Genomic DNA, 14,432 nt, shown 5'->3' with positions numbered 1-14,432 from the left:
CGGGGGATAAACCGGATCGAGGACCCGGTCAGGCTTCTAGCGATAGATATCTTCACGAGTCCAAGGCAGATCATGACTGCCATCGGCGCGGGGTTTGACCGCCAGAATCTGATGCAGATTTATCCAGCCGTGGGCGAACGCATAAGAGCATCCAGCCAGGTACAAACGCCAGATACGCAAAGTCTGCTCCGGCACCATGGCAGTCGCCTGCTCCAGATGGGTTTCCAGCCGTGTGCTCCAGTGGTCAAGGGTCTTGGCGTAATGCATGCGCAAGCTTTCGACATCCACGACTTCCAGCCCGGCCTCGCTGATGTCCGCGCTGATTTGCGATACGTGGGGTAGCTCGCCGTTAGGAAATACATAGCGGCCAATAAACTCACCGGCACCACGGCCTACCGGTCGACCATCGGTGTGCTTGGCGGTGATGCCATGATTCATCACCAAACCGCCTTCCTTCACCGCACCGAACAGGCGTTGAGTGTAGAGCGCAAGATTGGCGTGCCCGACGTGCTCAAACATGCCAACGCTGACGACCTTATCAAAGCGCCCGTCTTGTGGCAGGTCGCGGTAATCGAGCAGTTGCAGCTCAACCTTGTCTTCCAGGCCTTCAGCTTTCACACGAGCCCTGGCGAGCTTCAATTGTTCACGGCTTAACGTGATACCAAACACCTTGACGCCATACTCACGCGCTGCAAAGCGGGCAAGTCCTCCCCAACCACAACCGACATCCAGCAAGTATTCGCCAGGCTTGAGTCGCAACTTGCGGCACAGGTGGTGGAATTTATCCTGCTGCGCCTGTTCCAGGCTCTCATTACCGGTTTTGAAATAGGCGCAGGAATAGACCATTTCCCGATCCAGCCACAGCTGGTAGAACTCGTTGGAAACGTCATAGTGGTAGGAAATCGACGCGGCATCTGTTGCCTTGTCATGCGGTGAGCGTACCGGAGCGTCTTCGCTGTCGACGTCACCCAATGCCTGGGTCAACTCATCGCAAACCCGCACCACCTCGCTGATGGAACCCTCCATTTCCAGGCGCCCTTCTACAAACGCGCTGCCGAGCAAATCGAGGCTTGGGTGGTTGAAGTCGGAAACCAGTCGGGGGTCTTTGACGAAGATGGTGACACTCGGCGTCGGACCGAGGTCAAGCTCGTGGCCGTCCCAAAGCTTGAGACGCAGCGGAAGGTGCAGATTCTTTAAGGCCGGTGGAAGTTGCGCGAGCATTTGAGTAAACCCCCAATGATCAAGAACTTGAAAAGCGTAGTTGAGGATCAGTTCTGCAATAGAACTGACCCGCTATAGGCTCTATAGCCATTAACTATGAATCGACTTCCGGGAACGGCCTTGTATCCCACCTGATTCGAGCCCGCCGTGGAGCTGAAAAGTAAAGCGCTCTCCTTGAGTGACTATTAATTTGTAACAGAGTTCTTCAAAGCTCAAGCTATTTTTTATACTTAGTGAGCCGCTCTAAATCGGTGGTTCTCGCCCTGAGGAATATCTAGCGCTACTTCGCTACAGGTAATTCACCTAGCGGCTCATGCAACCGCAGCAGTCTGCCAGCGTTGCCGAGTACCAGCAGAGTGCTGAGGTTGTGCAGGATCGCAGCCACCATTGCTCCCGCTGCGCCCAACCAACCGAAGGCAGCTAGCGCGACAATCGCCAACGTCCAGCCCAGGCCGATGATGACATTAACCTGCAACGTCCTTCGGCACTGACGACTGAGTCGTACACAGGTTCCCAGCCGTCGCAGATCACTGCCAATCAGCACGATATCGGCCGATGCCAAAGCGATATCCGCACCACCGGCCCCCATCGCTACCCCTACCACGCCAGCTTTCAAGGCTAGCGAGTCATTGATGCCATCACCTACCACCATAGGCCGAAAGCCACTGCTGATCTCGGCACGAACCCGCGTCAACTTATCCTCGGGCAGCGCTTGGGACTGCACGTCAGTGATACCGACATCCACAGCCAGCTTGTTCGCCACAGCGTGTCGGTCACCGGTGAGCAATAACTGCCTGCCCATACCCAGCGCCCGTAGCTCAGCCAGCGCCGCTTGCGCCTCGGGCTTCAGCGTGTCGGCCAGCAAAAGCCAGGCGAGAAAAACACCATCAAGTGCCAGACCGGCAATCGGGCCGTCGTGAATCGGGACCGGCGCAGCGCTAATGCCCAGTTGCTCGAACAACTCGGGACGGCCTAACGCCGCAACGCCTAATTCGCTGGACGCCACCACCCCCAAGCCTTGAAGCTCACGAATGTCACTCAGCGCCAGAAACTGATGCTGTGGAACCAGACTGGCCAGCGCCCGGCTGACCGGGTGACTGCTGGCGCTTCCGAGGCTTGCCGCCAACGGCAGAAAATGCGGCAACTCAGGACCCACGCACTGCACGGATTCAATGCGCAGCGTGCCAAAGGTCAGCGTGCCGGTTTTGTCGACCACCAGCGAGGTCAGGTCGGCCAGCTCTTCCAGGAAGGCCGAACTGCGAATCAGAATCCCGTGTCTGGCTGCCACCGCGATCCCTGCAATGGCGGTCGCGGGAGCCGACAGCACAAGGGCGCAGGGACACGCTGCGACCAGCACAGCCAGCATGGCCTGCGCGTTATTAGTGATGAACCAGGTCACCGCGGCGATCAGCAAGACCAACACCATGTAGCTGCCGGCATAGCGCTCCAGCAACCGAGTGATCGGAGGCTTTGAGCGCTCGGCGCTTTGCATCAGCGCGATCACCTTGCCCAGCGTTGAATCCTGCCCGGTACGGGTCACTTCAAGGCGCAGCAAACCGTCGAGATTGATCGCACCACCAAATACTTCAACGCCCGGTCTGGCTTCCAGTGGCACGGACTCACCGGTGATCGGCGCGGTGTCCAGGCTGGCCTGGCCGGAGATCACCCGGCCGTCAGCAGGCACCCGATCACCTGCGCGAACTTCCACCTGATCCCCGGCAACCAGCGTCGAGTTGTCCACTTCCTGCACGCTGCCATCGGCTTTGATCAGCCGTGCGTGGCTGCGGGTCAAGCGGCCCAGCGCCTGAATTGCCTCCTGAGAACCAATCACGCTGCGTTCTTCCAGGACATGGCCGAAGATCATGATGATGGGCAACAAGGCCGCCGTCATCAGATCTCCGGTAGCCCAGGCACCGAGCATGGCCAACGCGATCAGTTGATCGGTGACACCGTGCAGGCTCGGGTAGCGCAAGCTGTGCCAACCGGCGCTGATTACCGGAATAGCCACCAGCAACGACGCCGCTCCCAGTAACAGCTGGCTAACGCCATTCTGATCCGGCGCAATGAGGCGCCAGATCAAGCCCAATCCCAGCAACCCTAACGCCAGCATTGCCAGCGTCAGTTGCCGTGCGGCGCTGCGTTGTTCCGGCGCGCTGAGCATGCTTTGCGACGCTTGCCCTGCAACGGGATCGTGAACCGCTTCGCTACTCATTTTTCTGCTCCTTGAATGATCAGCCGGGAATCATCTCGCGGATCGACAGTAGTCACCGAACCCGCCTGACCAAGGATCTTCGGTACGCGCTCGCGATAGAGTCGTTGCAACAGGCCGGGGTCACTCCCGGAGTGCATCGACTCACTCAGGCTGGCCACCGTGGCCGTATCGGTCTGGGCTTTTGCCAGCCGCTCGGAAGCCTGAGCGTGGGCTACCTGCAACGTACGGTCTGCCTGTTGGTTCGCAGCCTGAATGAGCTTTTCCGCATCGTTGCGCGCATTAGCCACCGCCTGATCAGCAAGCTGGCTGGCGGTCAGGACAGAGTTGAACGCGTTGATGGCAGCGCCGGGCAAGCTGGATTGAACGTCGACCCGGGTAACTTCGATACCAATACCTGAACCGGTTGTACTGAGCTCTGAAAGCCGCTGATTGATGCCGCTTACCAGGTCGCCACGCAGCCGTTCGCGACGCTCGGCAGACTGGCTGTCGGCCGAAACAAGCTCAGGTCGAGCCACTAGAATTGTGTCCAGATCACGCGCAGCCGTCAGGGCCACCGCACTGCGATTGACGATGCGATCCAGCGCTGGCGCCACGTGATCGCCCTGCAGAACATAGGCATACGGGTCGCTGACCTTGTAGTAGACCGTGACGTCCAGTTGCACAACGCCTGCGTCCCCGGTCAACAGATAACCCGACCCGGCCAACGCATCGCTCATCGGTGCCGCAAAGCTCGCCGCCCGATCAGCCTGCACGGCTTGAAATGAGCGCAGCAAAGTCTCGACACGACGCTCAATCACCCGGTCCGCCGAGGGCAGCAACACCACCTGCTCGAACGGTTGCGGCCAAGCTGTGAGCAATCCTGCGTTTTGAATCCGCTCCAATGCGCCCAGACGCAGCACTACCGCACGGTTTTGCGGATCAATCTGCCGCACATTGGACACTGCCCAGCCGACGGCAGCCAGAACCGTCACGCCGTACAACGCCAGGAAGGCCAGTCGGCTGGCCTGCAACCATGGGTTGTTTACTGGTGCGCGTTGCGGACCTGAAACGACAGGTTCACTCATGGTTGCGACCCGGCTTTGCTCTGCGGGGCAGGTGGGCCATTGAGTGTTGGCGGGCCATCGACCAACACTCTGAACGGCGCAGCGTCGGTGCGCAGAATCAACCGGGTGCCGGGTGTAACAATCGTCCCCAGCGTGTCCAGTGAACGCAGAAGGTTATAGAGCTGCGGTGACCCCGCATAAGCCCGGCCATAGATTTGCGCGGCCTCGACGCGCGATTGAGCTTCGATATCGGCGGCCTTTACCGTGGCGTCCGCCTCAACGATCCGCGCATCACGCTCCGCGGCCGAACGGATCTGCGCTGCCTCACGCTTGCCCACAGCGGTGCGCTCGGTGGCGATGGTTTCGCGCTCGGCGCGCATCCGGTCCACCGTGGCATTGAGCGTCACTGACGGCAGAGTCAAACGCTCAACCCCCACTTGCAGCACGCGCACGCCATAAGTGGTCAGCAGTTGCTGATCGATTTGCTGACGCAGTTGGTTCTCAAAATCGCTGATACGCACTTTGCTGGCATCAGTGTTCACCAGACTCGCCAGGTCAAAACTGCTGGCCGTGGTTTCCAGCGCCGAACCAACGAAGGTACGAATCTGCCGCGCCGCTTCGTCAGGCTGGTTTTGCACGGCACGCATGAAACGTTGCACGTTGTCTGCGTCGCCCTGAACCTGCCAGGCCACATAGGCCTGGACAATGATGCGCAGCCCGTCGCGGGTGCCAACATCCTGCAAGCCGCTGGAAGTAGTCCGCAAACGCAGATCAACCGGTATCGCCGCTTCGAATGGCGCAGGCCAGCGCCAGCTCAGACCGGGTTCGAGCAATACCCGGGACGGATTGCCGAAGCGGGTAATCACCGTCGCCTCGCCGGAGCGTACTTGCACCAGACTTGCCGCTGCCACTGCAAATGCGATCAGCAGCGCGGCGAGCAAACCCCGTCGCCACGGAAATACACGCGGGCCGGAAGACTCGTCGTGGGCGTGCCCGTGATGATGACCGTGGTGATGGCCATGGCCACTGTGATCGTGACCGGCATGATCGTGGTTATGAAACAGACTCAAAGGTCGACTCCTTACTGAACGGCTTTACGCGGCGCCGTTGGGTCTGCCGGTAGTGTGAAAGTACGCAGGTCAATGGTGGGTGCGTTATTGGCACCGCCCAGACGATGATCAAGCACCAGCAATGTTGAATGGGCCAGGCCATGGCTCAGTTGCGTCAGGTACTGTTCAAGCAGAAACGCCTGCCCTGCTTTTGCGTAGCCCTGTTGCTCGGCACTGAAACGCAGCTGCGCTGCCTGTGCCCCCGCCATGACTTCCCGAGCACTCGCAGCGGCTTTGTCGTGTGCAGCGGTTGCGTTCAGTTGCGCCACATTGGAGGTGCTGCTTGCCGCGCCTCGTTCGCGAGCGATCAGCGCCTGCGCACCGATCTGCGCCGCCTGAACCGCGTGATAGGCGTTGGCTGCTCCCGCCGGCGGGTGGATCGCTTCAACCACAGTGGCAAGGATCTCCACACCGCTGTTGAGTCGATTCAAGTCAGCCTGTATTGCATTACCGATATCCAGTGCCAAATCAGAACGCTGCTCACCCAACAGTTCGTCCAGCGTTCTCGACGCAAAATCGTGCACAAGCACCCGGCTGGCAGTGCTGCGAATCAGCATCGGTACATCAGCGCTGTTGTAGGTGGCGGCCATGGCGGCTTCGTCGGTCAAGCCGATGCGATACACCAGACGCACGTCCATGTTGACGATCTGAAAACCCTGCTTGTCGCCCGCACTGCTGGCGATCACCTGAGACTTTTCATTGACGTGGCTGGCGTCCCACAAACGGTTAGTACTCGCGGGGGCCGGACCCTCTGCCGAATCAAGCACAGGAGCAGGATCGACGCCGCCTGTATCGGCAACGCTGGTGGCCAGTTCGTGCACCACACCATTTTCCACCGCCAACACCCGCCCAAATGGCCAGGGAAGACCCGCGTGCAAGCCTGGGCCGAGCACTTCTACCGGTTTACCGAAACGCTCGTAGATACCGCGCCCCTGCATCGGGATTTCATGCACGCCACTGAGCGCCCAGCCGAGCGCGACCACCGCCGACAGCACGGGAAAAAACGCCCGACGCATGTAGGTAAAGGCCCAGATTTGCCGTAAATCAATACCAAACCTGTTGTGCAACTCGTGCTGTAAAGCCTGCAAAGGTTGCGGCGGCCAGCGCAGTAATCCGGCCACAAAGCTGCTCGCGACCAACCGAGGCTCGACACGTGGATTACGAGAGTTGAACAGCGACAGCGCGGCGCGAATCAGCAGTTCGAGGGCCACAAGCGCGGGCAATAAACCGCCCAGTACCGCCAGCCGGGCAGTCCAGGGACGCTCTATGCTGGAAAAAAACAGGCAGACTGCGCCAACCAGTAACACAGCAATTGCGACACGTAGTAACTGGGCCAGTTGCAAGGCTTCCGGCCATTCGCCCTGCTCACCGTTGAGCTGACGTTCCAGTACCAGTAAACCGAAGGCGAGCAACAGGGAAATACCACCGGCGACGCTGCCCATTCTCGAGAGATCGCTACCCGGCAGCGACAGATCCCAAACGGCTTGAATACACACCAGCGAAAGAATGGTCCATCCCGCCAGCCACAGGGTCGGCGCGCCGATTTGCGCCAACGTGGTACTACCCAGATGGCTGATGCGCCCAATGAGCCGGTCATACCAACCGGGCTCTTCAGCTTCCGGATCAGCCGTTACGATGCCGGGTACTTTTGCGTCTAACGCCAGCGCTCGCCACTGCGCGACACTTTCAGCCGATTGCACGGCGGCCGCCAAGAGCAGCAACACCGCAGCATCATTGGCCAGCACCGCCGCCCACAGCGAATTCGGCGCGAATAAATCAGCGAACAGCGCCAGTATCAATCCGAAAATACCAGCGCTGCCTGCCATCCAGGTCAGTCGTCGTAAACGCGCTGCATGCAACGCAGCTCTTTGAAACCTGGGCAGTCCCTGCAGGCTGCCGTGCTCAACATCCAGATCAACCCGCATCGACGCCTCAGAACTTACCGAATCTTGCCGCCAGCACCCGACAAGTGCGCCGGGCTGGGCCCTTAGAATATGGCGTTACGATATAACAGACATAGTGAAATTTCTGTCAGACACACGGCACATTTCGGACAACGCTCTACGCTGATATCCACGGCGCTATGGGCGGAGAAATACCTTTGATTAATCTTGCAAGCTTGACGCCCGCCACTTTGAATATTACAACCATAATTTAAAGCGCTTGATCTTCAGATTTTCCGAACACGGCATCTTTACGGAATCACTTATCTGTAGGAGCTCACCGAGGTTACGAGGCCAGCGATGACGGAGTGTCAGACACACCGCCATCGCTGGCCTCGTAACCTCGGTGAGCTCCTACAGGGATCGAGTTTTCGCATGACAGCGCAGCATCCACAACCCGAGGAAAAGCTATGAGCAGCTATGACGTTGTGATTATCGGTGGCGGCCCCGGCGGCTATAACGCTGCCATTCGTGCCGGTCAGTTGGGGCTGAGCGTGGCCTGCATTGAAGGCCGGGAGACGTTGGGCGGTACCTGCCTGAACGTAGGCTGCATTCCTTCAAAAGCACTGCTGCATGCGTCGGAGCTGTACGAATCGGCGACGGGTGAGGAATTCGCCAAGCTCGGTATCGAAGTCACACCCACGCTCAACCTTGCGCAGATGATGAAACAGAAAGGCGAGAGCGTAACCGCCCTGACCAAGGGCATTGAATTCCTGTTTCGCAAGTACAAAGCGCAATGGATCAAGGGCTGGGGTCGCATTGCAGGCCCAGGCAAAGTCATCGTCACCGATGCGCAGGGCGTGGAAACCGAGCTGCAAGCCAAAGACATCATCATCGCCACCGGATCCGAGCCCACACCGCTGCCCGGTGTCGACATCGACAACAAGCGCATTCTGGACTCTACCGGTGCGTTGTCTTTGACCGAAGTGCCCAAGCATTTGGTGGTCATCGGCGCAGGGGTTATCGGGCTGGAGCTGGGATCGGTGTGGCGGCGTTTGGGGGCGAAAGTCACGGTGGTGGAATACCTTGACCACGTCGCCCACGGAACTGATCTGGAAGCGGGCAAAACCTTGCAGCGCTCACTGTCGCGTCAGGGCATTACTTTCAAGCTGAGCTCGAAAGTCACCACCGCTACAACGTCGGATTACGGCGTCAATCTCAGCGTGGAGCCCGCGGCCGGGGGTGATGCCGAGTTGATCGAGGCTGATTACGTGCTGGTGTCCATCGGGCGCCGGCCATACACCAAGGGGCTGGGGCTGGAAACGGTTGGCCTTACTGTCGACAAGCGCGGCATGCTGGAAAACAAAGGACATCGTACTGCTGCCGAGAATGTCTGGGTGATCGGCGACGTCACTTCCGGCCCGATGCTGGCGCACAAGGCCGAGGACGAAGCCACGGTATGTCTGGAGCGCATCGTCGGTAAGGCTGGTGAGGTTAATTACAACCTGATCCCTAACGTGATCTACACCCGTCCGGAACTGGCCAGCGTGGGCAAAACCGAAGAGCAACTCAAGGCTGATGGCCGCGCCTACAAAGTCGGAAAGTTTCCGTTTAGCGCCAACAGTCGCTCAAAGGTCAATCACGAGACTGATGGCTTTGCCAAAGTCCTTGCTGATGAGCGCACTGATGAAATTCTGGGTGTGCATCTGGTAGGCCCGAGCGTCAGCGAAATGATCGGCGAGTTTTGCGTCGCTATGGAGTTTGCCGCTTCGTCCGAAGACATCGGCCTGATCAGCCACGCCCACCCTACCCGTTCCGAAGCCCTGCGCCAGGCGGCGATGAGCGTGATCGGGCTACCGACGCAGTCGTAGTTGGGTAACCCGCATGCCTTCCTGTGGGAGCTGGGCTTGCCCGCGATGGGCTAGATGCGATGGGTCTGATATCTGCGATCCCCTCATCGCGGGCAAGCCCGGCTCCCACAGGATGAACTGATGACGTAGGACCGGCTTTAGCCGGGAGGGCAATATTCCTGACGAAATAGACACTGGGAACGCACCGGCCTCCTCCCGGCTAAAGCCAGTCCTACAAGGAAATGCGCCATCCAGACACAACTGCGGCACATCTAAATCGTAATTATTTATGTTTTTTTCGAACCAGATGCTGTGTTTGTTATCTGTTGTCGGTAGTTTGGCGTTCAGCAAGGAGTCGTAGCGCGCAATTTTCTTGTGCAGGATGCACAGCACTCGTTAGGGGCTTCACCTTATGAATCGCAGGACTCTCCTGAAAGCTTCGATGGCGTTGGCAGCTTATAGCAGCGTGCCAGCCTCGGGACTTTTTGCTGCACGCGCGATGGCCGCCACGGCCGACGGCGAAATCGAACATTTTGACTTCGATGCATTGAAGGCCCATGCCAAGCAATTGGCCGGTCGGGGCTACGTCAGTAACAAGCAAGTGCTGCCTCCAGTACTGGCCAACATGACGCCTCAGCAGTTCAACGCCATCAAATACGACGCTGGCCACTCCTTGTGGAACGAGCTTCACGGCCAACTGGACGTGCATTTCTTCCACGTCGGCATGGGCTTCAAGACGCCGGTACGCATGTACAGCGTCAACCCGAAGACCAAAGAGTCCCGGGAAGTGCACTTCCGCCACGAGCTGTTCAACTACGAGTCCAGCGGCATCGACAAATCGCTGGTCAAAGGTGACCTGGGCTTCGCCGGCTTCAAGCTGTTCAAGGCGCCAGAAATCGCCATCAACGACGTTGTGTCGTTCCTCGGCGCCAGTTATTTCCGCGCGGTGGACAGCAACAAGCAATACGGCTTGTCGGCACGTGGCTTGGCCATCGACACCTATGCCAAGCGTCAGGAAGAGTTTCCGGACTTCACCAAGTTCTGGTTTGAAACCCCGGACAAGAACGCCACGCGTTTTGTCGTTTACGCGCTGCTGGATTCACCGAGCTGCACCGGCGCCTACCGTTTCGATATCGACTGCCAGTCCGGCCAGGTCGTCATGGACATCGATGCGAACATCAACGCACGCACTGACATCGATCAGATGGGCATCTCGCCGATGACCAGTATGTTCAGCTGCGGTACTCACGAACGTCGGATGTGCGACACCATTCACCCGCAGATCCATGACTCGGATCGCCTGGCGATGTGGCGTGGTAACGGCGAATGGATCTGCCGTCCGCTGAACAATCCGCCTAGCCTGCAATTCAACGCCTTCGCTGACAAAGACCCGAAAGGTTTCGGCCTGGTGCAGACCGACCACGAATTCGCCAGCTATCAGGACACCGTTGACTGGTATCACCGCCGCCCAAGCCTGTGGGTGGAACCGACCACTGCATGGGGCGAAGGCGCAGTGAATCTAGTGGAAATCGTGACCACCGGCGAGACGATGGATAACATCGTGGTGTTCTGGACGCCGAAGGACAAGATCAAGGCTGGTCAGTCGGTCAATTACGGCTACAAGCTGTATTGGGCGCCGCTACCACCTGTGCGCACGCCACTGGCTCAGGTCCACGCGACCCGCTCCGGTATGGGCGGCTTCACGGAAGGCTGGGCACCGGGCGAGCATTACCCGAAGTTCTGGGCGCGCCGTTTCGCGGTGGACTTCAACGGCGGCGGCCTGGAAAGCTTGCCGGAAGGCACCGCTATCGAGCCGATCGTGACCGTGTCGCATGGCAAGCTGCAGGAATTCAATATTCTCGTGCTGCCGGATATCAAGGGTTACCGGATCATTTTCGATTGGCTGCCAGACAGTGACTCGGTCGAGCCGGTACAGATGCGTATGTACATCAAGACTCAGGACCGAACGCTGAGTGAGACCTGGCTCTACCAATACTTCCCGCCAGCACCTGATAAGCGCAAATACCCGGCATAAGCCGGCCTGATTCAGAGGTGCTCTGCAGGCACCTCTGAATCATCCTGAATACGTCAATTTTAAAATTCCTTTTAATTCATAGGTTTGCGATCTACCACAGCGCTCTCCCGTCGGATCGCGTTCGAATATTGACTATTTTATTGACAGTCCCCTGAACTCAGGCTGATATACCCACTGTCATTTCTGATTCACCCCTCCCTGTAAGTCCTGTCGCGTCGTCCATCCCACTGGCCGATGGGGCGGTAGCGTGGACGATGGTTTTCTGCTCATCCCGACAAGTCGCTCCTGTCAAAACAAACTGCAGGCTTCCAGATTGACCCTAACACTGTAGAGGCTGCCGAAGGCTGGGAAGCAGTCATCCGGCCATGCCGCTATCGCAGCCTTCGGCAGCTCCTACAGAACAGCGGCCTTCCCAATCAGCATTCCCGAGGCAGAAAACATGATGTTGAACTCTGCGAATGGCAGCGACGCTCGCTCGTCGATTCTGTCTTTCAACAAGTCGACGGTGGTGGTCTGGGTTGCCATCAGCCTGATCCTGATCGAGACCTTTTCCGGCGCGCTGCGCTTCTACTTCGACAAGGCGGGTATCGCACCTTTGCTGTACCTGCCGAAGGTCGCATGCTTGGTGATGTTCGCGCTGGAGCTGCGCGATTACAAAGCAGGCCGGATGGTCTGGCTGAGCATGCTGCTGTTGATGGTTTCAAGTTTGCTCGCCATGCTGCACGGCGCGACCCTGAATAACGTCGCCTTTGCGCTATTCGGCATTAGCCCCTTGCTGTTCGGGGTGGTCTGCAGCGAACACTTGTTCCACCGCCGCCGCTTGTTTCTCTGGGTGATTGGCCTGTGTCTGGGGGCGTCCCTGATAGGCGTTGCGCTGGATAAATTCACCGCCGTGCCCTGGAAAGGCTATAGCTACAGCATCGGCGACGCGCAACTCAGCGCCAACACATCGTGGACCACGGAGACCGAAGACCGGATCGCCGGTTTTGCCCGGGTCTCCAACATCCTGTCGATCCTGATCGCTATCTACAGCCTGTATCTGTTGATACTGCTGCGCTCTCGCCTGCTCTGGATTCTATTAAGCCCGGTGGCACTTTACGCAATCGTCCTGACCACCAGTAAAGCCCCCGCTGCCGCATTCGCGTTGACCCTGATGCTATTGCTGATCAGCCGCATGCGCTGGACGACCCGTATCGTCTGCACCATCACGGTGTTGGCGGGGCTGACACTGCCAGTGCTGGGCATGGTTTACGACTTTGACATGCGCACCGTGAGTAGCAGCAGTTCCGCACTGGGTACCTTGTACGACCGGCTGATCAATACCTGGCCAAATGTCGCTCACGCGATCAGCAAAGAGGGCTGGACCCTGACCGGCGCGGGCTTTGGCATGTTCGGTGGCGCAGCCTCGATGTTCCCGGTACCCGGCGGCGAAATGTTGGTCGGTTCTGACAGCAGCGCGATGTATTTGTGGGCGATGCTGGGGCTGGGAGGAGTGCTGCTGTACGTGATGCAGATTCCATTGTTTTTCGTGCTGAGTGATGACGACAGCCATGTGGGCAAAGCTCTGCTGGCGATCACCTTTTGTTGCTGCATGATCAGTTGGACCACCGACATGTTTGAAGTCACGGTGGCCAACCTGTTCCTGGGTCTTGCGATCGGTCATGCGCTGTCCGACAAACTCATGGATAGCCGCAAAACTCCGCGGCCGCAGGCGTTTCACTTATCGCCTGCACCGACGGTGTACTGACTATGTCTGGCAAAGGATTTGCCATCGGACTGGCCTGCGTTGCCTGCCTGACCTGCACTGCGGCGAACGCCGAAGAAGCCTTCATTCTGGGTATCAGCACACACCTGATGAACTTCGATGCCTCGCCAAAACCTGCTTTGCAACTGGCGGCAAAGGCAGGCTTTGGCGCCGTCAAGGATGACGCCTTCTGGTCAACCGCAGAACCAAAGCCCAATCAATGGCGCATCATTGCGCCATGGCGCGAGTACCTCAGCACAGCCAGCAGCCTCAAACTTGAAAGGCTGACGCTGCTGGACTACAGCACCTCATTCCACGACAACGCCAAACCCCGTTCGCCAACGGTCAAAGCGGGCTATTTGAACTACGTGGATTACGTCACCGGTCAGTTGGGCAACAAAGTCGACTTTTACGAGATCTGGAACGAGTGGGACCTTGAAGCACCCAAGGACCCACAGCTAAGTGCCGACTACGCCACTCTGGTCCGCGAAGCGGTCCCTTTGATCCGCAAGAACACCGCAGAGGTCAACGGCATCCCCGCCAAAATCCTCGCAGGCTCGGTAACGCCCGAAGGCATGGACAACGGTTTTGCTGATCGGCTGATCGACGCTGGCGTGCTGGATCTGGTCGATGGGCTCTCGATTCATCCGTATGCCCACTGCGCACCTGATGGGCGCAACAACCCGGAAAGCTGGGTGCAGTGGCTGCGCGATTATGAACAGCATGTCCGCACAAGGGCCGGTCGCATCGTCCCGATCTACATCACGGAAATGGCCTGGCCCAGCCACAAGGGCCCGTGCGGCAACACCGCACAGACGCAGGCGGCCTATCTGGCGCGAATTCTATTATTCGCTCGCACGGTCCCCAACATCAAAGGCCTGTGGTGGTATGACCTGATCAACGACGGGCCAGACAGGACCGATCAGGAGCACAACTTCGGGTTGCTCAATGAAAACCTTTCTCCCAAACCCGCTTATGGCCTGGTCTTGGCCCTCGCCGAGATAATCAAACATTTCACTTGGGACGCTCAGGCCAGTCTTCAGTCTGCCAACGTCTATCAGTTGCACTTCAGCAGAGGCAACGCACAGGTCATCGCCGCCTGGGCGGTCGGCGGTTCACGGCAGGAGCAGATCATCAGCACCCGCCCGATGAGAGGCCCGGTCATGTTCGTTGACACCGCCGACCCCGGCAAAGGCCAGATGTCCGGCGAGGCATTCTGGCGTTGTCAGGATGGCCAGTGTTCGGTTCCAGTCACCCTGACCCGCTTTCCGAAAATCATCAGCCTGAACTCCGAAACCGTCGCGCCACAACGCCCCTGACTTCATCCCCTCCCTT

At 58.6% G+C, this 14,432-nt stretch carries 9 protein-coding genes; 4 read left to right on the top strand and 5 right to left on the bottom strand.

Annotated elements, in window-relative coordinates:
* Window positions 1-36: 36 nt before the first annotated feature.
* From cfaB to hflK (AUC61_RS04825), 5 genes are all read right to left on the bottom strand, one after another.
* Window positions 37-1,221 (bottom strand): C17 cyclopropane fatty acid synthase CfaB, encoded by a 1,185-nt coding sequence (gene cfaB / locus AUC61_RS04845; protein WP_243244704.1) that lies wholly within the window; start codon window positions 1,219-1,221, stop codon window positions 37-39.
* Window positions 1,222-1,501: 280 nt separating this feature from the next.
* Window positions 1,502-3,433, bottom strand: a complete 1,932-nt coding sequence (locus AUC61_RS04840; protein WP_243244703.1) for a cation-translocating P-type ATPase — start codon at window positions 3,431-3,433, stop codon at window positions 1,502-1,504.
* Complete coding sequence (hflK, locus tag AUC61_RS04835; RefSeq protein WP_243244702.1) at window positions 3,430-4,497, bottom strand: protease modulator HflK; 1,068 nt, start codon at window positions 4,495-4,497, stop codon at window positions 3,430-3,432. The genes AUC61_RS04840 and hflK (AUC61_RS04835) overlap by 4 nt, the downstream gene beginning before the upstream one ends.
* Window positions 4,494-5,546, bottom strand: a complete 1,053-nt coding sequence (hflC, locus tag AUC61_RS04830) for a protease modulator HflC (RefSeq protein ID WP_243244701.1) — start codon at window positions 5,544-5,546, stop codon at window positions 4,494-4,496. Before hflC ends, hflK (AUC61_RS04835) begins: the two co-directional genes overlap by 4 nt.
* Before the next feature lie 11 nt (window positions 5,547-5,557).
* Window positions 5,558-7,510, bottom strand: a complete 1,953-nt coding sequence (gene hflK, locus AUC61_RS04825; protein WP_243244700.1) for a protease modulator HflK — start codon at window positions 7,508-7,510, stop codon at window positions 5,558-5,560.
* A 428-nt stretch (window positions 7,511-7,938) separates the two neighbouring features.
* On the opposite strand from hflK (AUC61_RS04825), the gene lpdA reads away from it, so the two are divergent.
* The 4 genes from lpdA (at window position 7,939) to AUC61_RS04805 (ending at window position 14,416) form a co-directional block, all read left to right on the top strand.
* Window positions 7,939-9,339 carry a dihydrolipoyl dehydrogenase gene (gene lpdA, locus AUC61_RS04820; RefSeq protein WP_243244699.1) on the top strand — a complete coding sequence of 467 codons (1,401 nt, stop codon included), beginning with the start codon at window positions 7,939-7,941 and terminating at the stop codon, window positions 9,337-9,339.
* A 391-nt stretch (window positions 9,340-9,730) separates the two neighbouring features.
* A complete protein-coding gene (locus tag AUC61_RS04815) occupies window positions 9,731-11,353 on the top strand; it encodes a glucan biosynthesis protein D (RefSeq protein WP_243244698.1) in 1,623 nt (540 codons plus the stop codon).
* A 439-nt stretch (window positions 11,354-11,792) separates the two neighbouring features.
* Entirely contained in the window at window positions 11,793-13,100 is a 1,308-nt protein-coding gene (locus AUC61_RS04810) for a hypothetical protein (RefSeq protein ID WP_243244697.1), read from the top strand.
* A 2-nt stretch (window positions 13,101-13,102) separates the two neighbouring features.
* Window positions 13,103-14,416, top strand: coding sequence for a glycoside hydrolase family protein (locus tag AUC61_RS04805; RefSeq protein ID WP_243244696.1), 1,314 nt, complete (start codon window positions 13,103-13,105; stop codon window positions 14,414-14,416).
* Window positions 14,417-14,432 lie beyond the last annotated feature (16 nt).

The sequence above is a fragment of the Pseudomonas maioricensis genome (assembly GCF_022790535.1).
Taxonomy (GTDB): domain Bacteria; phylum Pseudomonadota; class Gammaproteobacteria; order Pseudomonadales; family Pseudomonadaceae; genus Aquipseudomonas; species Aquipseudomonas maioricensis.
The sequence above is the reverse complement of the archived record's forward strand: the minus strand, read 5'-3'. Positions and strand labels throughout refer to the sequence as shown.